Consider the following 23067-nt stretch of genomic DNA (forward strand, 5'->3'; position numbering starts at 1 on the left):
CAAGGCCCTAGCCCACGTGATAGGTCTGCCCGGTCTGCAGCCCCTCCACGCTCTTGGCGTAGGCCAGCGCCACGTCGGCCGCCGGTACCGGCTTGAAGCCGCGAAAGTAGGGGGCATAGTCGGGCATGGCCTCGAGCAGCACGGTCGGACTGATGGCGTTGACCCGCAGCCCGCGTGGCAGCTCGATGGCGGCGGCGCGCACGAAGGCGTCGATGGCACCGTTGACCAGGCTGGCCGAGGTGCCGGTACGGATCGGGTCGTGGCTGGTGACGCCGGTGGTGAAGGTGAACGAGCCGCCGTCATTGATGAACTCGCGACCGATCAGCAGCAGGTTGACCTGGCCCATCAGCTTGTCGTTCAGGCCCAGGGCAAACCCCTGTTCGTCCAGTTCGTCCAGGGGCGCGAACACCACGTTGCCGGCGGCGCACACCAGGGCATCGAAGCGCCCGGTCTGCTCGAACAGGCGGCGAATCGAGGCACTGTCGCTGATATCGGCCTGCAGGTCGCCGCTGTTGCGACCGACCCGGATCACCTCGTGGCGCTGTTCCAGTTCACGGGCCACGGCCGAACCGATGGTACCGCCGGCGCCGATCAGAATGATTTTCATGGGGCTGTTCCTCGCGTGTGGGGTGAGGTTTCAGTCTAGGGTGGATTTTTGCGTGAATAAGCCTGCTAATAGGCAACCTTTGGTTTTCATGCGGAAACAATCCATGAGCGAGCTGGACGATCTGGCGGCCTTTGCGGTGTTGATGGATGCGGGCAGTTTTACCCTGGCTGCGGAGCAGCTGGGCTGGAGCAAGGGGCAGTTGTCCAAGCGCATCAGCCAGCTGGAGAGCAGCCATTCGGTCAAGCTGCTGCACCGCACCACGCGGCGCCTGAGCCTGACTGCCGCGGGCGCAGCGCTGCTGCCCCAGGCCCAGGCGCTGGTGCGCCAGGTGACCCAGGCGCGCCAGGCGCTGTCGCGGCTCAAGGATGACCTGTCGGGCCCGGTGCGGGTGACGGTGCCGGTGTCGCTGGGTGAAACCTTCTTCGAAGGCCTGCTGCTGGAGCTGGGCAACCAGTACCCGCAGTTGCAGATCGAACTGGAACTGGACAATGCCTACCGCGACCTTCTGCGCGACGGCTTCGACCTGGCCATCCGACAGATCCCGGGCAATGACGAGCGCCTGGTGGCGCGGCCGCTGCTGGCCATGCAGGAGCTGACCTGCGCCAGCCCGGCGTACCTGGAGCGCCACGGCACGCCGACCACGCCGCAGGCGCTGGCCGAGCATCGCTGCCTGCTCAACAGTCATTACAGCGGACGCGAGGAATGGCTGTACCACCAGCAGCATGAATTGCTGCGGGTGCAGGTGGCGGGGAATTTTGCCAGCAATCACTACAGCCTGTTGAAGAAGGCGGTGCTGGTGGGGGCGGGGGTGGCGCGGCTGCCGTCCTACATGTTGCATGCCGAGCTGGCGGACGGGCGCTTGTGCTGGTTGCTGCGCGATTACCAGACACGCAGTACGCCGTTGTTCCTGGTGCACCCGTATCAGGGCGGGATGCCCAAACGCGTGCAGGTGGTGGCCGATTACCTGGTGCGCTGGTTCAAGCGTGGCAGCCAGGCGCTGGGTGCGTTGCCGGTACCGGCCCCTTCACCGACAACGCCGGCTCCTGCACTGTAGGAGCCAGCGTTGCCGGCGAAGGGGCCGTCTGGTTCAGCCCCCCAGGTACGCGTCGCGTACTTTCGGGTCGGTCAGCAGCGCTTCACCGGTGCCCTGCATCACCACCCGGCCGTTCTCCAGCACATAGGCACGGTCGGCGATCTTCAGGGCCTGGTTGGCGTTCTGCTCCACCAGGAACACCGTTACACCATCCTTGCGCAGCTGTTCGATGATGTCGAAGATCTGCTGGATGATGATCGGCGCCAGCCCCAGTGAGGGTTCGTCGAGCAGCAACAGCTTGGGCTTGCTCATCAGCGCACGGCCGATGGCGAGCATCTGCTGCTCGCCCCCGGACATGGTGCCGCCACGCTGGCTGAAGCGCTCCTTGAGCCGCGGGAACAGGTGCAGCACCTTGTCCATCTGCTCTTGGTAGTCGCCCTTGTCGGTGAAGAACCCGCCCATGGCCAGGTTCTCCTCCACGGTCAGGCGTGCGAACACGCGCCGACCCTCGGGCACCACGGCAATACTCTTGCGCATGATCTGCGCCGAACTTTGCCCCACCAGCTCCTCGCCCATGTAGCGGATGCTGCCGCTGTGGGCCTGGGGCGACCCGCACAGGGTCATCAGCAGGGTCGACTTGCCTGCGCCGTTGGCGCCGATCAGGGTGACGATCTCGCCCTGGCGAATCTCCACGTTGACGCTGTGCAGCGCCTGGATCTTGCCGTAGAAGGTGGAAACGTTTTCGAACTGCAGCATTTACGCTTCCCCCAGGTAGGCTTTGATCACTTCAGGGTTGTCCCGGATCTGTTGCGGGGTGCCATCGGCCAGCGGCGTGCCCTGGTTGATCACCACGATATGGTCGGAAATGCTCATGACCAGCTTCATGTCGTGCTCGATCAGCAGCACGGTCACCCCGTGTTCCTCACGCAAGGTGCCGATCAGCGCCTTGAGGTCTTCGGTCTCTTTCGGGTTCAGGCCTGCCGCCGGCTCGTCGAGCATGAGGATCCGCGGGCGGGTCATCATGCAGCGGGCGATTTCCAGCCGGCGTTGCTGACCATAGGCCAGGGTGCCGGCGTTACGGTTGGCGAACTCGACCAGGTCGACCTTTTCCAGCCAGTACTGCGCGTACTCCATCGCCTCGTGCTCGCTGCGACGAAAGCCCGGGGTCTTGAACAGGCCGGCGAAGAAGTTGGTGTTCAGGTGACGGTGCTGGGCGATCAGCAGGTTTTCCAGCGCGGTCATTTCCTTGAACAGGCGCACGTTCTGGAAGGTACGCACCACGCCCTTGCGGGCGATCTCGTGGCCGGCCAGGCCCTGGATGGGCTGGCCGTCGAGCAGGATGCTGCCGCCACTGGGCTTGTAGAAGCCGGTCAGGCAGTTGAACACGGTGGTCTTGCCGGCGCCGTTGGGGCCGATCAGTGCCACCACTTGTTTTTCCTTGACGGACAGGGCCACGCCGTTGACCGCCAACAGGCCGCCGAAGCGCATGCTCAGGCCGCTCACTTGCAGAATTTCGCGGCTCATCGACGCAGCTCCATGTGTGGACGTTGCATAGGCAGCAGGCCCTGCGGACGCCAGATCATCATCAATACCATCAGGGCACCGAACATCAGCATCCGGTATTCACTGAAGTCGCGCATCAGTTCGGGCAGCAGGATCATCACGATGGCCGCGAGGATCACGCCCAGCTGAGAGCCCATGCCGCCGAGCACGACAATGGCGAGGATGATCGCCGACTCGATGAAGGTGAACGACTCCGGCGTCACCAGGCCCTGGCGCGCGGCGAAGAAGCTGCCGGCAAAACCGGCGAAGCAGGCACCGAGGGTGAAGGCCGAGAGCTTGATGATGGTCGGGTTCAGGCCCAGCGCACGGCAGGCGATCTCGTCTTCGCGCAGCGCTTCCCAGGCACGTCCGATCGGCATGCGCAGCAGGCGGTTGATCACGAACAGCGCGAGCAGGGCCAGCAGCAGTGCCACCAGGTACAGGAAGATCACCTTGTTGATCGAGTTGTATTCCACCCCGAAGAACTCGTGGAAGGTCTGCATGCCTTCAGCCGCCCTGCGCTCGAAGCTCAGGCCGAAGAACGACGGCTTGGGAATGTTGCTGATGCCGTTCGGGCCGCCGGTGAGGTCGGTCAGGTTACGCAGGAACAGCCGGATGATCTCGCCGAAACCCAGGGTCACGATGGCCAGGTAGTCACCGCGCAGGCGCAGCACCGGGAAGCCCAGCAGGAAGCCGAACGTGGCCGCCATCATCCCCGCGATGGGCAGGCACACCCAGAAGCTCAGGCCGAAGTAGTGCGACAGCAGCGCATAGCTGTAGGCGCCCACGGCATAGAAGCCCACGTAGCCCAGGTCGAGCAGGCCCGCCAGGCCGACCACGATGTTCAGGCCAAGGCCCAGCATCACGTAGATCAGGATGAGCGTGGCGATGTCGACCGCACCGCGCGAACCGAAGAACGGCCACACCAGGGCAACCGCGATCAGGCCCAGGATGATGTAGCGCTGGGTGCGCGGCAGGGTCAGGAAGTTGCTGACCTTGGGCGATATCAGTGCACCCCGGGGGGCGGACCGCATCATCGCGCTCCATTGCTTGTCGAACAGCACGCGCAGGAACATCAGCACCGAGCACACCACAATCACGCTCAGGGCCAGGGGCCCCTGGCCATGCACCTGCAGGCTGATACCGACGATGCTGAGTTTCAGGCCCAGTACCGGGAATGCCACGGCCCAGACCAGCAAGGCGCTGAAAAACGCCGATTTGAGATTTCTGCTCATACTTTCTCGACCTCCGGACGGCCCAGGATGCCGGTCGGACGGAACAACAACACCAGAACCAGAAGACCGAATGCCACCACGTCCTTGTACTGGTCACCGAAGATATCGGCGCCAAAGGCCTCGGCCACGCCCAGCACCAGCCCGCCGAGCATGGCGCCCGGAATGCTGCCGATGCCGCCCAGCACCGCCGCGGTAAAGGCCTTCAGGCCCACCAGGAAGCCGGCGTTGGGGTTGATCACGCCGTACTGCATGCTCAGCAGTACCGCTGCCACGGCCGCCAGGGCCGCACCGATCACGAAGGTCAGGGCGATGATGTTGTTGGTGTTGATACCCAGCAGGTTGGCCATCTTGATGTCTTCGGCACAGGCGCGACAGGCGCGGCCCAGGCGTGAACGCGAGATGAACAGGGTCAGCCCGGTCATGGCCACCAGGGTGACGACGAAGACCAGGATCTGCATGTAGGAAATCAGGACTTCCTCGGCGCCGCCCGGCCCGAAGGAGATGCTCCCCGGAATCAGGTTGGGGATCGACTTGTCCTTGGAATCCTGGGCAAGCAAGACAGTGTTCTGCAGGAAAATCGACATGCCGATGGCAGAGATCAGCGGGATCAGCCGGTTGCTGTTGCGCAAGGGGCGGTAGGCGACCCGTTCGATGCTGTAGCCATAGGCGCTGGTGACCACGATGGTCGCGATGAACGCGGCGGTCATCAGTATCGGCAGTGAGTCGATGCCCATCATGGCCAGCCCGGCAAGGGCGATGAAGGCCACGTAGGAACCGATCATGTACACCTCGCCGTGGGCGAAGTTGATCATTCCAATGATGCCGTAAACCATTGTGTAGCCAATGGCTATCAAGGCATAGGTGCTGCCAATGGTCAGGCCATTAACCAGCTGTTGGAAGAAGTGATAGATCTCAGGCATTACAGCGCTCCTAAAAACCCGATACGCATTTCACTGGTGGGCTTGCGCCCGTCCCGGCTTGTGGTCTGAGGCCACTTCGCACAGGCACTGCCAGCGAACCGCTGGTGACGGTTTTAAGATTTTCAGGTGAACCTGCTCCCGGATCGCGGGAATCAGGCCCATGAACCTCGTAAAACAAAGCCCACTGCTCGCACAGTGGGCTTGTAGTCATGGAGTGACGGGATTACTGAGGGGAAACTTCGGTTTTAGGTTTGCCGAAATGCCATTCGTAGACGACGAACTTGAAGTCCTTCAGGTCGCCGTTCTTGTCATAGGACAAGTCGCCGGTAGGGGTCTTGAAGGTGCCGGTGTGCAGGGCCTGTGCGACCTTGTCGGTGTCTTCGCTCTTGGCCGCCTTGATGCCTTCGGCGATCAGCTCCACCGCCGAGTAGGCCGGGAACACGAACGGACCGCTCGGGTCCTTGCCGTCAGCCTTGATGGCGTCGACGATGGCCTTGTTCGCAGGGTCGGCGTCGAACGACTTGGGCAGGGTTACCAGCAGGCCTTCGGAAGCGCCCTGGGCGATCTGCGAGATCGAGTCGTTGCCAACGCCCTCTGGGCCCATGAACTTGGCCTTCAGGCCTTTTTCCTGAGCCTGGCGCAGGATCAGGCCCAGCTCTGGGTGGTAGCCGCCGTAGTACACGAAGTCGACGTTGGCTTGCTTGAGCTTCTGGATGATCGAGGAGAAGTCCTTGTCGCCGGCGTTCAGGCCTTCGAACACGGCAACCTTGGTGCCTTTGCCTTCCAGGGTCTGCTTGACCGCGGTGGCGATGCCTTCACCGTACTGCTGCTTGTCGTGCAGTACCGCAACCACCTTGGGCTTGACGTGGTCGGCGATGTAGTTGCCGGCGGCCGGGCCCTGGGCGCTGTCCAGGCCGATGGTACGGAAGATCAGCTTGTAGCCGCGGGAGGTGATTTCCGGGCTGGTGGCAGCCGGGGTGATCATGATCACGCCTTCATCTTCATAGATGTCGGACGCTGGTTGAGTGGAGCTGGAGCACAGGTGGCCGACCACGAACTTGACGCCATCGTTGACCACTTTGTTGGCGACTGCCACGGCCTGTTTAGGGTCGCAGGCGTCGTCGTATTCCTTGGCTTCGAGCATCTTGCCGTCAACGCCGCCCTTGGCGTTGATGTCCTTGATGGCCTGTTTTGCACCGATGAACTGCATGTCACCGTATTGAGTAACCGGACCGGTCTTCGGGCCGGCGATGCCGATCTTGATGGTATCGGCGGCAACTGCATGGCTGGCAACCCCGGCCAGAACCATTGCGGCGAACAGCTTGGAAATCTGCTTACTCATAGTGCTCCACTCATTCTGTTGTAATTTTTATAGTCCTGGTGCCCAGGGCTACGGACCGGGATACCGTGACGGCCACGCCGTCCCGCCTTTCCCGTGTTCCCCCGCAAAATGCCCTGGCAACTGTACCGGTACAGTGTAGAGCGCCGCTTGATCGATTGAAAAGCGGGCTTTTCGGGGCAAAATCCGGGGGTGTCGCCTAATCGACAGAAAGTTACATAAAGGCGCCGCCAATTTGCCAGCATGCTGCGGCGGGGCGTGATCTTCATGGCCTTGTCGATCAATTACTTATTTGAAACTGGGTTTTTCTGCAAAAATAGCGACCTTTCAGTGGTCGAATTATTTCTGGTAGGAACCCATGACAGATCAACCAAGCACCCTCTATGCCAAATTGCTCGGCGAGACTGCAATCATCGAGTGGAAAGCGCTGGAGCGTTTTTGGGCCAAGGGTGACCTGATTTGGGTCGACCCGTCGCTGGACCTGATCGAGGTGGCGTCGGCAATGGCCGAAAACCGCAGTGAAACCGTGGAAAAATGGCGAAATGATGGCACGGTCGTGCCGGTGACTGCCGAGCAGGCGCTAGACCTTTCGCACACGATTGCGCCGATCTGGGCAGTGGTGGTTTCGCCGTTTATCGTGATTCAGAAAAAGTCCGCGCCCTGATCTGGTGCGCAAAAACGAACAGCCGGAAGATTTTGGTGCGCGAGGGCGTTCAGGCGGGGTGGTTGTTGGTAACAGTGGGGCAGGGGTTCAAAAAACGCGGTAACAGTTCTTGCCTCATCGCGGGTCAAGCCCGCTCCCACAGGTTGGTGGAGACCTTGGTGGGAGCGGGCTTGACCCGCGATGGCCGCAAAGCCGCCGCGCAGATTACTCGTAGTCTGTCTTGCCCGTATGGCTGTTGAGCGAAATCACCCGCGTCTTGCCGATGCGGTGACGGTAGATCTCGCGCAGGTACTTCACCGCCTTCTTCACGCACTCGCGTGACAGGCGGATATCGTTGATCGACACGAACTTGCTCTTGTCGTTGATCAGCTCGCGGTACTTCTTCTCGTACATCGGCTTGATCGCGTACCAGTTGGTATCGAGGATCTTGGCCGGGTTCTCGAACTCGTTGAGCAGGTCGTCGATACGGTCCTCGTCGAATTCCTCACGGGTGATGAAGTCGAGGATGGCGTTGTCCAGCGTGTCGTCGAAACGGTACGGGGTGCGCGCGAAACAGCGCTTGATGAACGCCACGATCAGGGTCAGGAAGTCGTCCGACAGGCACGGGCTCTTGGCGATCAGGGTGGTCAGCGACAGGTTGGCCGAGGCGCCGATCACCAGCGCGTAGCGCTTGAGCGTGGTGTTGGGGAACAGGCTGTTGAGGTGGGTCTTGAGCCGGTTCAGGTCCATGTACGAGAGCTTGTAGTCCTTGGGCAGGGACACGATCGACACCACCGACGAGCAGTTCTTGAAGAAGTGCAGGTCATGCAGCGCCGCGGCGTCGTAGCCGGAGGTCTTGTACTGCTCCAGGGCCGCGCGATAGCGCTTGGACTCGATCGGCAGCAGGCTGATGCCCTCGATCGCCTGGGTCACCTTGTTGAAGTGCGGCAGGTCGATGGAGCGGAAGAACAGGTCGTCGATGTTGAGCTGCGGCTTCTCTTTCTCGAACACCTTGAACTTGTCGTTGCCTGGCGTCGGCTGCTCGGGCACTACCGATTCGGCGTAGGCGATGGCCACCGGGCCGGCCAGGCTCATGAACAGGTCGTTGGCATCCAGGCGGATGGTCTCGCCGATGTCGATGCCGGCGCGCCGGAAGTAGTTCTGGTCGTAGTCGGTGGTCACCGCCTGGGCGGTGAGGATGTTGAAGATCTGCTGCGAGATGTACTGGTTGGCGTGCTTCTCCATGGCATTGACGTCAATGTCCTGGATGTTGCCGTCATCGTTCTCCTCGGCATAGCGCATGATGTCGTTGGAGATCAGCATCATCGCGTTCCACGGACGGATACGCCCCATCACGCTGGCTTCGCTGCTGTCCTCGTTGTCGAAGTTGTACGAGAAGTCCCATTCCTCCGACAGGTACTTGCACAGCAGGCGGCCGGCGTTGATGTGCAGTGCCTCGGACATCTCGCTGCGGTGGTCGGAGATGTTCGGCAGCACGCAGATGCCGCTGGTGAAGATCGGCTCGAAGACGAAGGAGTGCCCGCTCTTGGTGTCGTTCTCGTCGGCCGGCTTGGTGTCGAACGTCTTGTTCATGTACGAGAACTGCTGGGCCAGGCCGAACTCCGATGCCATGCCCGAGCCGGTACCGCCACCGGCGCTGAAGATGTAGAAGTACAGGCGCGACTGGTTGGCCTTGATGCCGCACGAGTCGATCAGGTACGAGTGGATCAGCTTCCAGTCGGCACTGGAGAAGCGCTGGGTTTCCTTGTTGAGGATGATCTTGGCCAGGTACTGGCCCAGGATCGGCGCGTTGCCGGCGCCGCCCGCATGCACCTCGGACAGGTCCATGATCTTCATCTTGCTGTAGTCGCGCAGAAAGCCGCTCTTCTCGCCCTTGCGCGAAAAACGGATGCGCCCGGCGATATCCTTGTCCAGGTCGCCCAGCATCACCAGCGGTTCCACCAGGAACACCGGCTTGGCGCCCTTGTTCTGCACCAGGCGCAGGTTGTTGCGGATCCAGCGGCCCGGGCTGTAGGGCTGCTCGCCGGCGTGGCGGTCTTCGTTGTTGAATTCGTTGAGGTAGAAGGTGCGGGCGTTGTACACCAGCTCCGCCACATCCAGGGCAATGTTCGAACCGCAACGACCCAGGCCGATCAGGCACACCGAAGGGAACTGCTGGTCCAGGCGCAACTGGGTGTCATCTTCGACATGCACACTGGGCGGGAACACCAGGTCGCGCAGGCCGTCGAGGTTGTCCAGGATGCGCTGGATGTCGGTCTCGGTGTAATACAGGTACTGCTGCGGCGTAGCCGCGCGCGGGCTGTAGTATTCTCGAGGCGCCGGGGCGGTGAGCGCGGTGGAGGATGACATCAGCTCGGAAACCGCGGTGGCAGAAGTATTCTTTGAGGTCATTTTGCGCCATTTGCCTGGGTGGACGGCTGGTAAAAGTCGATATCATCGAGCCATCACGGGATAAGTTTCGCGACTGTATCAGTGCGCCTTTGGCGTGAGCGATAGGGTCCTGCCCTATAACCCTCTAAGGGTTTTCCTGTCACGTCTGAGAACTGAATCGTCCGCATCGCCAACTTCTTTAATTTGCCAGGAGCTGTCATGAGCATTGCACTACCTTCGCTGGGGTTCGCCGGTATCGGTCTGATGGGATTGCCCATGTGTCGGCGCCTGCTGGCGGCCGGTTTTCCGTTGACCGTGTGGAACCGTTCATCGGACAAGTGCGCGCCACTGGTGGCCGCCGGGGCGAGCCAGGCGAACAGCCCGGCAGAGCTCTGCGCGGCGGCGGACGTGGTGATGCTGTGCCTGGCCGACACCCAGGTGGTGCACGAGGTGGTGTTCGGTGACGACGGTATCGCCGCAGGCGGCGCGGCCGGGCAGCTGCTGGTGGATTTTTCCAGCCTGGAGCCCGGCGCCACGCGGCAAATGGCCGCACAGCTGAGGCAGGCCTGCGGCATGCACTGGCTGGATGCACCGGTGTCGGGCGGCACCCCGGGCGCCGAGGCCGGCAGCCTGGCGATCATGGTCGGCGGCGAGGCGGCCGATCTTGAGCGGGTGCGCCCGGTGCTCCAGGTGCTGGGGCAGCGGGTCACGCACATGGGCGCGGTGGGGGCAGGGCAGGTGACCAAGGCCTGCAACCAGATGATCGTGGCCTGTAACGCACTGGTGATTGCCGAGGTGGTGGCCCTGGCCGAACAGTCAGGGGTGGATGCCAGCCTGATCGCCGAAGCCCTGGCGGGCGGTTTCGCCGATTCCAGGCCGCTGCAGATCCTGGCCCCGCAAATGGCCGAGCAGCGTTACGAGCCGGTTAAGTGGCACGTGCGCACCTTGCTCAAGGACCTGGATACGGCGGTCAAGTTTTCCCGCGAGCAGGGCTCGGCCACCCCGATCAGCGGCCTGGCGGCGCAGCTGATGCGCTTGCACGGCAGCCAGGGTTACCTGGAAAAGGATCCCGCAACCCTGGTCGAGCTGTTTCGCCGCAAGCCATAGGCAGGTCGCTGCACTGGTTGAGGCTGCCGAGCACCGCGTGCAGCTCGCCCATCGGTACCGGGCGGCTGAACAGGTAGCCCTGCAGAAAGTCGCAGCCCTGCTGGCGCAGGAACTGGTACTGCTCGACGGTTTCCACTCCCTCGGTCACCACCTTCAGGTGCAGGGTGTGGGCCATGATGATGATGGCCTGCACGATGTCCATGTCCTGCTCGGAGTGGGGGATGTCCTGGATGAACGAGCGGTCGATCTTCAGCGTGTCCAGCGGCAGGCGCTTGAGGTAGGCCAGCGATGAGTAGCCGGTGCCGAAGTCGTCGATCGAGAGTGAAACGCCCTTGGCCCGGATACGCTTGAGCAGGGCGATGGTGTTGTGGATGTTGCCCATCAGCGCGTTTTCGGTCACCTCCATTTCCAGGCGCCAGGCCGGCAGCCCCGCGCTGAACAGCGCATCTTCCACTTCGCTGACGAGTTCTTCGCGGCCCAGGGTCAGCGCCGAGCAGTTGACGGTGACCTTGAGTTGGTCGAAGCCATGGCGGCTCAACTGCGCCAGGTCCTGGCAGGCGCGGCGCAACACCCACAGGTCGAGCTCGCCGATCAGGCCGTTCGCTTCGGCAATGCCGATGAAGCGGTCGGGGCTGAGCAGGCCGTGCTGCGGGTGCTGCCAGCGGATCAGCGCTTCGAGCTTGGCCACCTGGCCGCTGGCCAGGTCGAAGATCGGCTGGTAGTGGATGCGCAGCCCGCGTTCTTCGAGCAGGGCCACGCGCAGCTCCTCCTCCAGTTGCAGCTCCAGGGTGGCGCGGGTTTTCAGGTTGCTGCTGAAGAAGTTCAGGTTGTTGCGCCCGCAGCCCTTGGACTGATACAGCGCCAGGTCCGCGTGCTTGAGCAGCTCGTCGCAGCTTTCGCCATCGTCGGGGAACACGCTGATGCCGATGCTGGTGGTCATCACCATGCGCCGGCCGCTCAGGTCGATCGGTTCCTTGACCTTGTGCATGATGCGCTGCGCCAGGTGGCGGGCCTCGTCGCGGTTGTGCAGGCCGATCAGAATGCAGAACTCGTCGCCGCCGAAGCGGGCCACCACGTCGTGGCTGCGGGTGGCGCTCTTGATCTGCGCGGCGATCACCTGCAGCAACTGGTCCCCCGCGTCATGGCCCAGGCTGTCATTGATGCGCTTGAAGTGGTCGATGTCCAGGAACATCACCGCCAGCATGCCGCCGCTGGCCGCCTGTTCGGCCAGGCGCTCGGCGAACAGCTGGTTGAAACCGCGACGGTTGACCAGGTTGGTCAGTGCATCGTAGTGCGCCGCCTGTTGCAGCGAGACCCGTGCCTGGTCCAGCTGGCTGAGCAGCATGTTGACCCGGCGCAGGTCGTGCTCCTTGCTCTGCAGCTTCTTGTCCGACAGGGCGGCGCTGATGCAACTGGCGCTGATCAGCAGGGCGACGAAGGCGATGGCCAGGCTCAGGTGCAGGCTGTTGTCGGTGATCGGCAACTGCAGCGGCGCGTCCACGGGCAGCACCAGGGTCAGGGCCCACATGCCGGTGAAATGGGTGGCGATGATGCCGGTGGCCATCACCAGGCTGGCGACGTACCTGGGCCAGTTGCTCTGGGCCGGGCGGTAGCGGGTCAGCAGCAACGCCAGCAGGCTGACGCCGAAGGCGACCACCACCGAACTCGCCAGCAGGTCGGCGCGGTAGAACTGCGAGGCGTTGGAGCGCATGGCTGCCATGCCGGTGTAATGCATGGCGCCGATGCCCAGGCCGATGGCGATGGCCGCCAGCACATGCTGGTGCAGGCGCGGCTGGGGTGTGCCGAGCAGGTTCATCGCACTCCAGGCGGCGAGCAGCATCAGCAGCAGCGATACGGCCGTCAGGGCCAGGTCGTAGTGCACCTCGAGGGGGGCCTGGAAGGCGAGCATGCCGATGAAGTGCATGCCCCACACGCTGCAGGCCAGGCAGAAGGTGCCGAGCAGGCGCCATTGACGTTGGGCGGCGCTGTGCTCGGCATTGCCCACGCGTTCGATGATGTCGAAGGTGGCGAAACTACCCGCGCAGGCGACCAGGTAGGCAAGTGCCACCAGGTAAGGGTTGTGCCGGCAATCGAGGAGCAATTGTCCGGTTGCGGGAAGTTCGGCGAGTACATGCAGCCCCTGCCACTCCATAGCATGCCTCTTGGTCCGGTGTGCACGCGGCCTCCAGCGGAGTGGAGACGGTTTTGGCTGAGTATAGGAAGAGAGCATTAACCCATCGGGATTAATGGCAGATTGACTTGTATGGATTGGAGATTGGGGCGATAGCGTTTGGTTCTAAAACCGGGTCGCGCCCTTGGCCGGCAAGGCCGGCTCCTGCATCGATCATGCAGGAGCCGGCCAGTGGGTCAGCCGGCGACCAGTACCCGAATTGCCTCAAGGCGCAGTGCGGCCTTCTCCAGCATCGCCAGGCCCTGCTCGCGTTGCGCACGCAAGGCCTGGATTTCGGTGTCGCGCACGGTCGGGTTGACCGCCTGCAACGCGGTCAGGCGCGCCAGTTCTTCATCGGTTTCGGCTGCCAGGCGGCGCTGCGCCTCGGCCACACGCTCGGCGTGGCGCGGCATGATCTTGGCCTCGCCGGCATTGATGCGCGGGGTCAGGACATCGCGCTGGGCCTGGATGAACTTGTTGGCGCTGGCCTTGGGCACGCTTTCGAGCTGGTCGTTGAGGGTCTCGAACGACACCCGCGCCGCCAGGTCGTTGCCGTTGGTGTCGAGCAGGCAGCGCAGCGCTGCCGGCGGCAGGTAGCGGCCCAGTTGCAGGGCGCGCGGGGCGACCACTTCGCTGACGTACAGCAGTTCGAGCAGCACGGTGCCCGGCTTGAGCGCCTTGTTCTTGATCAGCGCCACCGCGGTATTGCCCATCGAGCCGCTGAGCACCAGGTCCATGCCGCCCTGCACCATGGGGTGTTCCCAGGTGATGAACTGCATGTCCTCGCGCGACAGCGCCTGGTTGCGGTCGTAGGTGATGGTCACGCCTTCGTCGTCGCCCAGCGGGAAGCTGGCGTCGAGCATCTTCTCGCTCGGCTTGAGGATCAGGGCGTTTTCCGAGTGGTCCTCGCTGTCGATACCGAAGGCGTCGAACAGGGTTTCCATGTAGATCGGCAGCGCGAACTGGTCGTCCTGCTCGAGGATCGCCTCCACCAGCGCCTGGCCTTCGCCGGCACCACCGGAGTTGAGCTCCAGCAGGCGGTCGCGGCCGCTGTGCAGCTCCGACTCCAGGCGCTGGCGCTCGGCGCAGGCTTCGTTGACCAGCGCTTCCCACTCGCCGTCGTCGCCGCTTTCCAGCAGCGGCAGCAGGCGCGGGCCGAACTGGTGCTGCAGGGCGTTGCCGGTAGGGCAGGTATTGAGGAAGGCATTGAGTGCCTGGTGATACCACTGGAACAGGCGCTCCTGCGGGCTGTTCTGCAGGTGCGGCACATGCAGCTCGATGGTGTGCTTCTGGCCGATACGGTCCAGGCGGCCGATGCGCTGTTCCAGCAGGTCGGGGTGGGCCGGCAGGTCGAACAGCACCAGGTGGTGGGCGAACTGGAAGTTGCGGCCTTCGCTGCCGATTTCCGAGCAGATCAGCACCTGCGCGCCGAACTCTTCGTCGGCAAAGTAGGCGGCGGCGCGGTCGCGCTCCAGGATGCTCATGCCCTCATGGAACACCGTGGCCGGAATGCCCGAGCGCACGCGCAGGGCGTCTTCCAGGTCCATCGCGGTTTCGGCGTGGGCGCAGATCACCAGCACCTTGACCCGCTTGAGCATCTTGAGGGTGTCGATCAGCCATTCGACCCGTGGGTCGAAGCGCCACCAGCGGCTCTCTTCGTCGCTGTCGCCCTGGGCCTGGAAGCTGACCTCCGGGTACAGGTCGGCATGCTCGCCCACCGGCAGTTCCATGTACTCGTCGGGGCACGGCAGCGGGTAGGCGTGCAGCTGGCGCTGCGGGAAGCCCTGCACCGCGGCGCGGGTGTTGCGAAACAGCACGCGGCCGGTGCCGTGGCGGTCCAGCAGCTCGCGGATCAGGCGTGCGCTGGCCTGGGTGTCGCCATCGTTGACTGCGGCCAGCAGCGCCTCGCCTTCGGCACCCAGGAAGCCCTGGATGGTGGCGTGGGCCTTGGGCGACAGGCGGCCTTCATCGAGCAGCTCCTGCACCGCCTCGGCCACCGGGCGATAGTTGTCGCTCTCGGCGCGGAACGCGGCCAGGTCGTGGAAACGGTTGGGGTCGAGCAGGCGCAGGCGTGCGAAGTGGCTGTCCTGGCCCAGTTGCTCGGGGGTGGCGGTCAGCAGCAGTACGCCGGGGATGACCTCGGCCAGTTGCTCGACCAGCGCGTACTCCGGGCTGACCTGGTCTTCGTGCCACACCAGGTGGTGCGCCTCGTCGACCACCAGCAGGTCCCAGCCGGCGGCGAACAGCGCGTCCTGGGCCTTTTCATCCTCGGTCAGCCACTCCAGCGCCACCAGCGCCAGTTGCGCATCCTCGAACGGGTTGCTGGCATCGCTTTCGATGAAGCGCTCGGCGTCGAACAGTGCCACCTGCAGGTTGAAGCGGCGGCGCATTTCCACCAGCCACTGGTGCTGCAGGTTCTCCGGCACCAGGATCAGCACGCGGCTGGCGCGACCCGTGAGCAGCTGGCGATGGATCACCAGGCCGGCTTCGATGGTCTTGCCCAGGCCCACTTCGTCGGCCAGCAGTACGCGCGGGGCGATACGGTCGGCCACTTCGCGGGCAATGTGCAACTGGTGGGCGATCGGCTGGGCACGGGTGCCGCCCAGGCCCCACAGCGACGACTGCAACTGGCGGCTGGTGTGTTCCAGGGTGTTGTAGCGCAGCGAGAACCACGCCAGCGGGTCGATCTGCCCGGCGAACAGGCGGTCGCTGGCCAGGCGGAACTGGATGAAGTTCGACAGCTGGGTTTCAGGCAGGGTGCAGGCCTGGTTCTGGGCATCGAGGCCGTGGTAGACCATCAGGCCGTCGATGACCTCGACTTCGCGCACGGTCAGCTTCCAGCCTTCGAAGTGGGTGATCTGGTCGCCCGGCGAGAAACGCACGCGGGTCAGGGGCGCATTGCGCAGGGAGTACTGGCGGGTGTCGCCAGTGGCCGGGTAGAGCACGGTCAACAAGCGGCCGTCCTGTGCCAGAACGGTCCCTAGACCCAGCTCGGCTTCGCTGTCGCTGATCCAGCGTTGCCCCGGTTGATACTGCTGCGCCATACTGCCTGACTCCCGCCATTCAAAAGGCGACTATCTTAACGGATAGGGCTGCACAGACCAAAGCGTCTGGCGATTTCATCGACGAAAGCCGTCTTTGCCACCACAGGCCTCGACCCATGCTCCGACACCCTCTGCTGTCCCTCCCGTTACGCCACTGCATCGTACTGGCCAGCCTGGCCTCGCTCGGCGCCTGCGACCAGCAGGGTTTCGAACTGCTGCCACCACTGGAGCCCCCGGCGCTGGCGGCGCTGGGCGTGCAGGTGCCGGTGCAGAACGTGCACTTTCGCGACCGCGACGGCGAGGCGGTGCTGGTACTCAGCCGCCTGGACGACCAGGTCAGCGACGAGGAAACCCAGCAGGAGGTCGACCGGGTGGTGCTCACCGCCACCCTGTATGGCCGCAGCCACGACGCCCAAACCTACAAGGCGCGCTGGACCATCGAGAATGAAACCACCTGCCCGGGGCTGGACCTGGACGTGGGCTTCTATACCGACGTCAGCGGCGCCAGCGACCTGAACAACGATGGTGTGGCCGAGCTGACCGTTGCCAGCCATTCCTTTTGCGGCGGCGGTGTCGACCCGCAGGACCTGCATGTGGAACTGCGCGAAGGGGCCGCCAGCTACGTGATCAACGGCCAGTCGCTGATCGCCCCGGAAGGCGAGGATGCCTTTGGTGGTGAACGCGAAGACGGCCCCACCCTCAAGGACGCACCGCCGGTGCTGCGCGAACACCTGGAGAAGGTCTGGAACAGCGTGCTCAAGCGCCCGTGGAGCGAAGCGGCGCCCGAACCGGACGATGACGACCCCGATCAGTAGGGCACGTCAGTAGGTGGCGACGGGGACTTCCACCGTATAGCGGTGCTGCGGGTTGCGTGTGTCGGTCAGGGTGTAGCGGCTCATCGAGCCGTTGTCGTTGGCCATTGGCTGGGTATCGATGTCGACGATGAACGTCTGGCCACCGGTGTGCAGCGTGCCCTGGGGTGTGATTCGCGCATCGGCCGGGACGAGCAGGCCCCCCAGGTGGCCGTAGCCATTTTCATCGAAGTGATAGTCGACCAGGGCGTCGCGTCGTTGCAGGGCGAACACCTCGGGCAGGTAGGGCCGGTGGTCGATGTTCCAGTCATTGCGCAGGTCGCTCACCCAGACGCCCGGCAGGTCGAAACGGTGGCGCAGCAGGCGGTCTTCAAGCGGCACGCTGACCACCTCCAGGCAACACACGGTCTGCTTGCGCTGCTCGTCCAGCACGGCCATGCGCGTGCCGCGGGCAACCACTGCCGGCAGCATGGCGAATGCCATGTTCTCTTCGACATACCCGGCATCGGCCGCCGTGGCGAGGTTGCGCCAGCCACCGAACAGCACCGGAGCCGGGTCGGCCATGGCCGCAAGGCCGGCCGTGGCCAGGCCGATACTCGCCAGGAGGCGATAGGGGATGCGCATCGTAGGCTCCTGCCTTAATAGGGCGAAAAACGGGAAGCGCAGCGTACTATACTCAGGCACACCCCTGGCTGTGACGGGTGCCACACTTTTGCCATCGGCGCTCAAGGCTGCCGTTTGGCAGCCGACACATTGGCGACAGGAGAACAACAACCATGCTGCCGCCCATCATTCCCCTCAGTGCCGCCCCGGTCACCACGCAACACGACCCGGTCAAGCAGCCGCCGACCATCGCCCCCGTGGTGCCGGCCCAGCCCAGCGCCACCGACAGCAATATCGATTTCAAGAAGCGCGACCCGCAGGAGTCGGGGGTACTGCTGCGTGACGAGCAGCGCCGCCGCCAGGGCAAACGCCGCAAGGCCCCGGACGAAGAGCTGTACCAGGCCCTGCCGGGCGACGAGGTCAACGCCGACAACACCGTGCCGGTGGCGCCGTTGATGGGCGAACAGCCGCGCCAGGGCTTGCTGGTGGACATCGAAGTCTGAGCGGGGCTGTTCAGTGCGGGCGCGAGCCCTCATCATGGCGACTTCCGCAGTCCGTTCCACGAGCCTGAACATGAGCCAAGACGACAACCTGATCGATTTCGGCGCCGAGCGCGCCCGTCGCGTGCACGACCTCAAGGAAAAGCGCCTGAACGAAGTGCGTCAGGCGTTCGAGCAGGCAATGCCCCTGGGCAAGGGCAAGAAAAAGCCCAAGGGCAAGCCGAAGAAGCGCTGATTCTTGATGCAGGTCAACCCTGCACCCGCCTCGCGCGTCCGTTGATGGGCGCCATTGACCTCGGTCAATTTCCTCTCCCGCCCCATTCGCTACTGTTACCCCATCAGACAGGTGCAGGCGAATGGAGGCCGATATGTTCTTCGATAATGTGGTTATCGCTGGCGTTGTGACAGTCGGCCTGATGCTGCTGTTTTTCGCAGGCCTGGGTATTTTCATCTGGAAGGACTCGAACAAGCGCAAGCAGGGCTGATCCTTTCCGATACACGAGCACGCAAGGCATTTAGGGCAACTTCGGTTGCCCATTTTTTTTGCCTGGAATTTGGGGTGGCAGTACCGGGGCCTGCCGGGATGGGCCCTGTAGGCACCGGCCTTACCGGCGCGAGAAGGCAGAAAAATTCTGGACTATAAGTAGTTAGCTAGCTAATAATTCGCATCTGACCTTTCCCGCGTATCTGTGTCTATCTTTACTTCATCGCTTCCCAAGGTTCGATCCGTGCCCATCACTCTGCAGGCCCTGCTGGCGCCCAACCGACTCGCTGTGCAATTTGCCGTGAAAACCCTGCTTGGCGGAGGGTTGGCGCTGTGGCTGGCGTTGCGCTGGGGGCTGGAACAACCGGCCTGGGCGTTGATGACGGCTTTCATCGTGGCCCAGCCGCTGTCGGGCATGGTGCTGCAGAAGGGCCTGGCACGGCTGTTCGGCACGCTGGTCGGCACGATCATGTCAGTGGTGTTCATGGGCCTGTTCGCCCAGACGCCGTGGCTGTTTCTGCTGGCGCTGGCCCTGTGGCTGGCGCTGTGCACGGCCTGCTCGACCCTGCTGCGCAGCGCCTGGGCGTATTCCTTCGTGCTGGCCGGCTACACCGTGGCGATCATCGCCTTGCCGGCCATCAATCACCCGCTGCTGGTGTTCGACCAGGCGGTGGCACGCTGCACCGAGATCAGCCTGGGCATCATCTGCGCCACCTTGGTCAGCGCCTTGCTCTGGCCGATGCGGGTCGAGCAGCAGCTCAGCGGGCAGGCTCGCCAGGCCTGGCAAAGCGGCCTGCAGGCGGCCAGTGCGACCCTGACCGGCGAGGAACAGGGGCGCAAGGGCCTTCTGGAGATTCTGGGGCGCATCGTCGCGGTGGATGCCCAGCGCGAACACGCCTGGTTCGAAGGCAGCCTGGGTCGCCAGCGTGCCCGGGCGATTCGCGGGCTCAGCCAGAAGCTGCTGATCCTGTTGCGCATCGCCCGTTCTGTACGCCGTCAGTGGCGCCAGCTCGACGACGAACAGGCGCAGCACATGGCCCCGTGGCTGAGCGAGGTGCAGGCCGCCCTGGCCGAGCCCGATCAGGCCGCACTGCTGGTGCTGCGCCAGCGCGTGTGGGATGCCGCCCATGACGAGCACAACAGCCCCGCGCAGCATTACTGCCTGGCGCGTCTGACCCTGCTGCTGGACAACGCCATGGCGGCGACCCTGGCCCTGCGCGCGGTGGAGGAGGGCAAGGCACCAGCCGACCTGCCCGACAGCCTGGCGGTGCACCGCGACGTGCCGCTGGCACTGCTGTTCGGCTCGCGCAGTGCGCTGGCGTTCCTGGCCATGGCCAGCTTCTGGCTGGCCACCGCCTGGTCGGCGGCGCCCGGCGGCCTGGTGCTCACCTGCGTGGTGTGCAGCCTGTTCGCCAGTCGCGAGAACGGCGCGCAGATCGGCATGAGTTTTTTGCGCGGCATCCTGCTGGCGGTGCCCGTGGCGTTCTTCGTCGGGCAGATCCTGCTGCCGCAGTGGAGCGGTTTTGCCTTGCTGTGCATGGGCATGGGGGTGCCGCTGTTCCTGGGCGCGCTGGGCATGGCCAACCCGAAAATCGGCGCCACAGCCACTTCGTACTGCCTGCACTTCATCGTGCTGGTGGCACCGCTCAATACCATGACGTTCGATGTGGCCAACTTTCTCAACAGTGCCCAGGCCATGCTGCTGGGGGTGGGCGCAGCGGTGCTGGCGTTCAAGCTGCTGGTGTTGCGCAACCCCGCATGGCACGGCCGGCGCCTGCGCGCCGCCACCCAGAACGACCTGGTACGCCTGACCCGGCGCGACCTGCGCGGCGCCGAAACCTGGTTTGGCGGACGCATGGCCGACCGCCTGCTGCAGCTGGCGCGCCATTACACCGCGCTGCCCGAGCAGGAGCGCGGCCACTGGGACGATGGCCTGCACGGGCTGGACATCGGCGACGAACTGCTGCACCTGCGCATGTGCCTGGCGGTGGCCCAGGTGCCACCGGACGCGGCGCAGCGCGCGTATTTCCAGCAGTTGGAAAACGTGCTGGCACAGGGCCCGGGTGCCGGGCGCGGGCAGCGCCTGGATGCTGCCAGCGAAGCCTTCATCGCGGCGTTGCAGCAACGCCCCGACAGCGACCCGCTGCGTCTTGCCGTGGGCGCGGTACTGCAACTTCGACACAGCTGGGCCAAATGGTGCCGGCGACAGGAGGAACTCCATGGGGTTGCGTGAGTGGGCAATGGGCGGGGTATTGCTCAGCCCGTTTCTGATCTATGCGGTGCTGGCGCTGCTGCTGACTTTCGCGGTGCGGCTGCTGCTGCGTCTGACCCCGCTGGGGCGCTGGGTGTGGCATGAAGCCCTGTTCGACACTGCACTGTTCGTTTGTATTCTGGCCCTGGTCACCCGCGTACTGGGGCCCCTGTAAGGAGTTTGACCATGCGTACCTATGTGCGTGTTGCCGTAACCCTGTGCCTGGTGGTGGTGGCGGTGTTCGCCGGCCTCGAACTGTGGCGTTACTACATGCTCACCCCCTGGACCCGCGACGCGAAGATCCGCGCCGACGTGGTGATCGTCGCCCCGGATGTGTCGGGCTGGGTGCGCGAGCTCAAGGTGCACGACAACCAGGAGGTCAAGGCGGGGGATTTGCTGATGTCCATCGACAAGGACCGCTTCGAGGCTGCGCTGGAAAAAGCCAATGCCGTGGCCGAGACCCGCCAGCAGCAACTGCGCCTGCGCGAACACGAGGCCTCGCGCCGCGCTGCACTGGGCCCGCAGGCGATCAGCGCCGAGCTGCGCGAAAATGCCCAGATCAACGCCGCCGTGGCCCGTGGCGAGCTGCGCCAGGCTCTGGCCGAGGTCAAGGTGGCTGCGCTCAACCTGGCGCGCAGCCAGGTCAAGGCACCGCGGGACGGGCACATCACCAACCTGCGCCTGGCCGAGGGCAATTATGTGAATGCCGGGCAGCCGGTGATGGCGCTGGTGGACGACTCGACCTTCTATGTGCAGGCCTATTTCGAAGAAACCAAGCTGCCGCGCATCAAGGTCGGTGCGCCGGTCAAGGTGTGGCTGATGAGCGCCGGCGAGCCGATGCAGGGCCATGTGCAGAGCATCAGCCGCGGCATCACCGATCGCAACGCCACCCCCGACAGCCAGTTGCTGGCCGAAGTGGAGCCGACCTTCAACTGGGTGCGCCTGGCCCAGCGCATTCCGGTGCGCATCCGGCTCGACGAGGTGCCGGCGGGGGTCAACCTCAGTGCAGGCATGACCGCCAGCGTGCAGGTGCGCGAGGACTGAGGCAGCGCCTATAATCGCGCCCATCGATTCGGCACGTGGGCGAGGGAACGTACATGAGCATCACCAACAGTCCCACCTGGGCGCAACTCGAAGCACGCTGGGGTCACGGTTTCGACACCTTGCTGGCGCAGGAGCAGGAAGCCATCGCGCTGTGGTGGCTGGAGGCCGAAACCATGAACGGGCGGCTGGACCAGTATTTCTGGAACAGTGCCGGCGACCAGGCCCTGATCGCCTTGCGCGGCCTGCATGCCCTGCACATGCCGGTCACTGCCAAGGCGTTCGGTGATGCCCTGGTGCTGTTCGGCCCGCACTACCCCGAGCGTCGTGACGCGCGCATGGAGGTGCTCGAGGCGCTTGAGGCAGCGCACGGCGAGGACCTGTTCGAGGCCCCGTCGCGATTGATCCAGAACCTGCCCGAGGACTTCGTGCAGGCCGCACTGGACCGCCTCACCGAGCTGTACAGGCACCTCTGAGGTTTCACAGGAACATCCCGCCCGACACCTCCACCCGCTGGCCGTTGATCCAGCTGCCACCGTCGCCGAGCAGCACAGCCACCGCCGCGCCGATATCATCCGGCAGGCCGACGCGGCCCAGGGCGGTGTTGCTGGCGATAAAGCCGTTCACCTGGTCATTGTCGCGCACCACACCGCCACCAAAGTCGGTCTCGATGGCACCGGGGGCCAGGATGTTCACGCGAATGCCACGCGCACCGAGCTCCTTGGCCTGGTAGCGGGTCAGCACCTCCATTGCCCCCTTCATCGCCGCGTAGGCGGCAAAGCCGGGCAGGGCGAAGCGGGTCAGCCCGGTGGAGATATTGACGATGCGGCCCTGGTCGGCAAGCAGCGGCAGCAGCCGCTGGGTGAGAAAGAACGGGCCCTTGAGCTGGATGTTGAGCAGGGTATCGAACTGCGCTTCGGTGGTTTCGCTGAAGCTTGCGTTGATGCCGATGCCGGCGTTGTTCACCAGAAAGTCGAACTGTCGACGGCCGAAGGTACGCTGCAAGGTGTCATCGAGGGTGGCGGCGAACGCCTCGAAGCTGGCGCTGTTGCTCACGTCCAGTTGCAACATGGTGGCGCGCACGCCTTTTTGCTCAAGCTCGGCCACCAGCGCGTGGGCCTCGTCGGCCTTGCTGTGGTAGGTGCCGATGATGTCGATGCCCTGGGCTGCCAGGTGCAACGCGGTGTTCCTGCCCAGGCCACGGCTGGCGCCGGTAATCAGTGCGATCTTGCGGGTCATGGTCGGTTCCTCGGGGTGGCTTAAGTCGAGCACAGTCTATTGGTCGCTCCGGTACTGATAAATCCGCTGGATTCGGAAATACTGTTCGGTAGGGTCGAACAATGAA

General features: G+C 64.1%; 22 protein-coding genes. 11 read left to right on the plus strand and 11 right to left on the minus strand.

From position 1 onward, the window contains the following. Nucleotides 1-7: 7 nt before the first annotated feature. Nucleotides 8-607: a short chain dehydrogenase gene (locus QMX96_RS02790; RefSeq protein ID WP_043862614.1), complete on the minus strand. Its 600-nt coding sequence runs from the start codon at nucleotides 605-607 to the stop codon at nucleotides 8-10. Nucleotides 608-710: 103 nt separating this feature from the next. Between QMX96_RS02790 and QMX96_RS02795 the strand changes: the two genes are divergently transcribed. Further along, a complete protein-coding gene (locus QMX96_RS02795) occupies nucleotides 711-1661 on the plus strand; it encodes a LysR family transcriptional regulator (RefSeq protein WP_043862613.1) in 951 nt (316 codons plus the stop codon). A gap of 33 nt (nucleotides 1662-1694) precedes the next feature. On the opposite strand, the gene QMX96_RS02800 is transcribed toward QMX96_RS02795, so the two are convergent. From QMX96_RS02800 to QMX96_RS02820, 5 genes are all read right to left on the minus strand, one after another. Next, nucleotides 1695-2396 carry an ABC transporter ATP-binding protein gene (locus QMX96_RS02800; RefSeq protein ID WP_043862612.1) on the minus strand — a complete coding sequence of 234 codons (702 nt, stop codon included), beginning with the start codon at nucleotides 2394-2396 and terminating at the stop codon, nucleotides 1695-1697. Continuing rightward, nucleotides 2397-3164 (minus strand): high-affinity branched-chain amino acid ABC transporter ATP-binding protein LivG, encoded by a 768-nt coding sequence (livG, locus tag QMX96_RS02805; RefSeq protein WP_054914726.1) that lies wholly within the window; start codon nucleotides 3162-3164, stop codon nucleotides 2397-2399. Continuing rightward, nucleotides 3161-4417, minus strand: a complete 1257-nt coding sequence (locus tag QMX96_RS02810) for a high-affinity branched-chain amino acid ABC transporter permease LivM (protein ID WP_043862610.1) — start codon at nucleotides 4415-4417, stop codon at nucleotides 3161-3163. Before QMX96_RS02810 ends, livG begins: the two co-directional genes overlap by 4 nt. Further along, complete coding sequence (livH, locus tag QMX96_RS02815; protein WP_043862609.1) at nucleotides 4414-5337, minus strand: high-affinity branched-chain amino acid ABC transporter permease LivH; 924 nt, start codon at nucleotides 5335-5337, stop codon at nucleotides 4414-4416. Before livH ends, QMX96_RS02810 begins: the two co-directional genes overlap by 4 nt. Before the next feature lie 223 nt (nucleotides 5338-5560). Continuing rightward, nucleotides 5561-6679: a branched-chain amino acid ABC transporter substrate-binding protein gene (locus tag QMX96_RS02820; RefSeq protein WP_043862608.1), complete on the minus strand. Its 1119-nt coding sequence runs from the start codon at nucleotides 6677-6679 to the stop codon at nucleotides 5561-5563. 355 nt (nucleotides 6680-7034) lie between these two features. Here QMX96_RS02820 and QMX96_RS02825 point away from each other — a divergent pair, with 355 nt between their 5' ends. After that, nucleotides 7035-7340, plus strand: coding sequence for a DUF2288 domain-containing protein (locus tag QMX96_RS02825; RefSeq protein WP_043862607.1), 306 nt, complete (start codon nucleotides 7035-7037; stop codon nucleotides 7338-7340). A gap of 204 nt (nucleotides 7341-7544) precedes the next feature. Here the strand turns inward: QMX96_RS02825 and QMX96_RS02830 are convergent, their stop codons facing one another. Further along, nucleotides 7545-9731, minus strand: a complete 2187-nt coding sequence (locus QMX96_RS02830) for a hypothetical protein (protein ID WP_054914724.1) — start codon at nucleotides 9729-9731, stop codon at nucleotides 7545-7547. Between the two features lie 198 nt (nucleotides 9732-9929). Between QMX96_RS02830 and QMX96_RS02835 the strand changes: the two genes are divergently transcribed. After that, nucleotides 9930-10817, plus strand: a complete 888-nt coding sequence (locus QMX96_RS02835; protein WP_043862605.1) for an NAD(P)-dependent oxidoreductase — start codon at nucleotides 9930-9932, stop codon at nucleotides 10815-10817. Here QMX96_RS02835 and QMX96_RS02840 read toward each other — a convergent pair. After that, nucleotides 10717-12969, minus strand: a complete 2253-nt coding sequence (locus tag QMX96_RS02840; protein ID WP_116052149.1) for an EAL domain-containing protein — start codon at nucleotides 12967-12969, stop codon at nucleotides 10717-10719. The two genes, QMX96_RS02835 and QMX96_RS02840, sit on opposite strands and share 101 nt — an antisense overlap. 215 nt (nucleotides 12970-13184) lie before the next feature. Continuing rightward, complete coding sequence (gene rapA / locus QMX96_RS02845; RefSeq protein ID WP_054914722.1) at nucleotides 13185-16031, minus strand: RNA polymerase-associated protein RapA; 2847 nt, start codon at nucleotides 16029-16031, stop codon at nucleotides 13185-13187. A 116-nt stretch (nucleotides 16032-16147) separates the two neighbouring features. Here rapA and QMX96_RS02850 point away from each other — a divergent pair, with 116 nt between their 5' ends. Continuing rightward, a complete protein-coding gene (locus QMX96_RS02850) occupies nucleotides 16148-16846 on the plus strand; it encodes a hypothetical protein (RefSeq protein WP_058540983.1) in 699 nt (232 codons plus the stop codon). A gap of 6 nt (nucleotides 16847-16852) precedes the next feature. On the opposite strand, the gene QMX96_RS02855 is transcribed toward QMX96_RS02850, so the two are convergent. Next, nucleotides 16853-17467, minus strand: a complete 615-nt coding sequence (locus tag QMX96_RS02855) for a hypothetical protein (protein ID WP_058540984.1) — start codon at nucleotides 17465-17467, stop codon at nucleotides 16853-16855. Nucleotides 17468-17619: 152 nt separating this feature from the next. Between QMX96_RS02855 and QMX96_RS02860 the strand changes: the two genes are divergently transcribed. The 7 genes from QMX96_RS02860 (at nucleotide 17620) to QMX96_RS02890 (ending at nucleotide 22198) form a co-directional block, all read left to right on the plus strand. Further along, the gene (locus QMX96_RS02860) at nucleotides 17620-17949 is read left to right on the plus strand and encodes a hypothetical protein (protein WP_043862600.1); all 330 of its coding nucleotides are present in this window, start codon (nucleotides 17620-17622) and stop codon (nucleotides 17947-17949) included. Nucleotides 17950-18019: 70 nt separating this feature from the next. Continuing rightward, nucleotides 18020-18181, plus strand: a complete 162-nt coding sequence (locus QMX96_RS02865) for a hypothetical protein (RefSeq protein WP_088513942.1) — start codon at nucleotides 18020-18022, stop codon at nucleotides 18179-18181. Between the two features lie 133 nt (nucleotides 18182-18314). Beyond that, nucleotides 18315-18431: a cytochrome c oxidase subunit CcoM gene (gene ccoM / locus QMX96_RS02870; protein ID WP_043862641.1), complete on the plus strand. Its 117-nt coding sequence runs from the start codon at nucleotides 18315-18317 to the stop codon at nucleotides 18429-18431. Nucleotides 18432-18674: 243 nt separating this feature from the next. Beyond that, a complete protein-coding gene (locus QMX96_RS02875; protein ID WP_043862599.1) occupies nucleotides 18675-20663 on the plus strand; it encodes an FUSC family protein in 1989 nt (662 codons plus the stop codon). Next, nucleotides 20650-20856, plus strand: coding sequence for a DUF1656 domain-containing protein (locus QMX96_RS02880; RefSeq protein ID WP_043862598.1), 207 nt, complete (start codon nucleotides 20650-20652; stop codon nucleotides 20854-20856). The genes QMX96_RS02875 and QMX96_RS02880 overlap by 14 nt, the downstream gene beginning before the upstream one ends. A gap of 11 nt (nucleotides 20857-20867) precedes the next feature. Next, nucleotides 20868-21725 (plus strand): HlyD family secretion protein, encoded by an 858-nt coding sequence (locus QMX96_RS02885; protein ID WP_043862597.1) that lies wholly within the window; start codon nucleotides 20868-20870, stop codon nucleotides 21723-21725. A gap of 53 nt (nucleotides 21726-21778) precedes the next feature. After that, nucleotides 21779-22198, plus strand: coding sequence for a DUF4375 domain-containing protein (locus QMX96_RS02890; protein ID WP_282361161.1), 420 nt, complete (start codon nucleotides 21779-21781; stop codon nucleotides 22196-22198). A gap of 4 nt (nucleotides 22199-22202) precedes the next feature. On the opposite strand, the gene QMX96_RS02895 is transcribed toward QMX96_RS02890, so the two are convergent. Next, a complete protein-coding gene (locus QMX96_RS02895; protein ID WP_078480543.1) occupies nucleotides 22203-22961 on the minus strand; it encodes an SDR family oxidoreductase in 759 nt (252 codons plus the stop codon). Nucleotides 22962-23067: the final 106 nt, after the last annotated feature.

It is taken from the genome of Pseudomonas sp. PS01300, assembly GCF_029960155.1.
GTDB lineage: Bacteria > Pseudomonadota > Gammaproteobacteria > Pseudomonadales > Pseudomonadaceae > Aquipseudomonas > Aquipseudomonas palmensis.

Coding starts and splice junctions, on each gene's coding strand:
- QMX96_RS02790 (WP_043862614.1), bottom strand. CDS start 607: ATGAAAATCATTCTGATCGGCGCCGGCGGTACCATCGGTTCGGCCGTG.
- QMX96_RS02795 (WP_043862613.1), top strand. CDS start 711: ATGAGCGAGCTGGACGATCTGGCGGCCTTTGCGGTGTTGATGGATGCG.
- QMX96_RS02800 (WP_043862612.1), bottom strand. CDS start 2,396: ATGCTGCAGTTCGAAAACGTTTCCACCTTCTACGGCAAGATCCAGGCG.
- livG (WP_054914726.1), bottom strand. CDS start 3,164: ATGAGCCGCGAAATTCTGCAAGTGAGCGGCCTGAGCATGCGCTTCGGC.
- QMX96_RS02810 (WP_043862610.1), bottom strand. CDS start 4,417: ATGAGCAGAAATCTCAAATCGGCGTTTTTCAGCGCCTTGCTGGTCTGG.
- livH (WP_043862609.1), bottom strand. CDS start 5,337: ATGCCTGAGATCTATCACTTCTTCCAACAGCTGGTTAATGGCCTGACC.
- QMX96_RS02820 (WP_043862608.1), bottom strand. CDS start 6,679: ATGAGTAAGCAGATTTCCAAGCTGTTCGCCGCAATGGTTCTGGCCGGG.
- QMX96_RS02825 (WP_043862607.1), top strand. CDS start 7,035: ATGACAGATCAACCAAGCACCCTCTATGCCAAATTGCTCGGCGAGACT.
- QMX96_RS02830 (WP_054914724.1), bottom strand. CDS start 9,731: ATGACCTCAAAGAATACTTCTGCCACCGCGGTTTCCGAGCTGATGTCA.
- QMX96_RS02835 (WP_043862605.1), top strand. CDS start 9,930: ATGAGCATTGCACTACCTTCGCTGGGGTTCGCCGGTATCGGTCTGATG.
- QMX96_RS02840 (WP_116052149.1), bottom strand. CDS start 12,969: ATGGAGTGGCAGGGGCTGCATGTACTCGCCGAACTTCCCGCAACCGGA.
- rapA (WP_054914722.1), bottom strand. CDS start 16,031: ATGGCGCAGCAGTATCAACCGGGGCAACGCTGGATCAGCGACAGCGAA.
- QMX96_RS02850 (WP_058540983.1), top strand. CDS start 16,148: ATGCTCCGACACCCTCTGCTGTCCCTCCCGTTACGCCACTGCATCGTA.
- QMX96_RS02855 (WP_058540984.1), bottom strand. CDS start 17,467: ATGCGCATCCCCTATCGCCTCCTGGCGAGTATCGGCCTGGCCACGGCC.
- QMX96_RS02860 (WP_043862600.1), top strand. CDS start 17,620: ATGCTGCCGCCCATCATTCCCCTCAGTGCCGCCCCGGTCACCACGCAA.
- QMX96_RS02865 (WP_088513942.1), top strand. CDS start 18,020: ATGAGCCAAGACGACAACCTGATCGATTTCGGCGCCGAGCGCGCCCGT.
- ccoM (WP_043862641.1), top strand. CDS start 18,315: ATGTTCTTCGATAATGTGGTTATCGCTGGCGTTGTGACAGTCGGCCTG.
- QMX96_RS02880 (WP_043862598.1), top strand. CDS start 20,650: ATGGGGTTGCGTGAGTGGGCAATGGGCGGGGTATTGCTCAGCCCGTTT.
- QMX96_RS02885 (WP_043862597.1), top strand. CDS start 20,868: ATGCGTACCTATGTGCGTGTTGCCGTAACCCTGTGCCTGGTGGTGGTG.
- QMX96_RS02890 (WP_282361161.1), top strand. CDS start 21,779: ATGAGCATCACCAACAGTCCCACCTGGGCGCAACTCGAAGCACGCTGG.
- QMX96_RS02895 (WP_078480543.1), bottom strand. CDS start 22,961: ATGACCCGCAAGATCGCACTGATTACCGGCGCCAGCCGTGGCCTGGGC.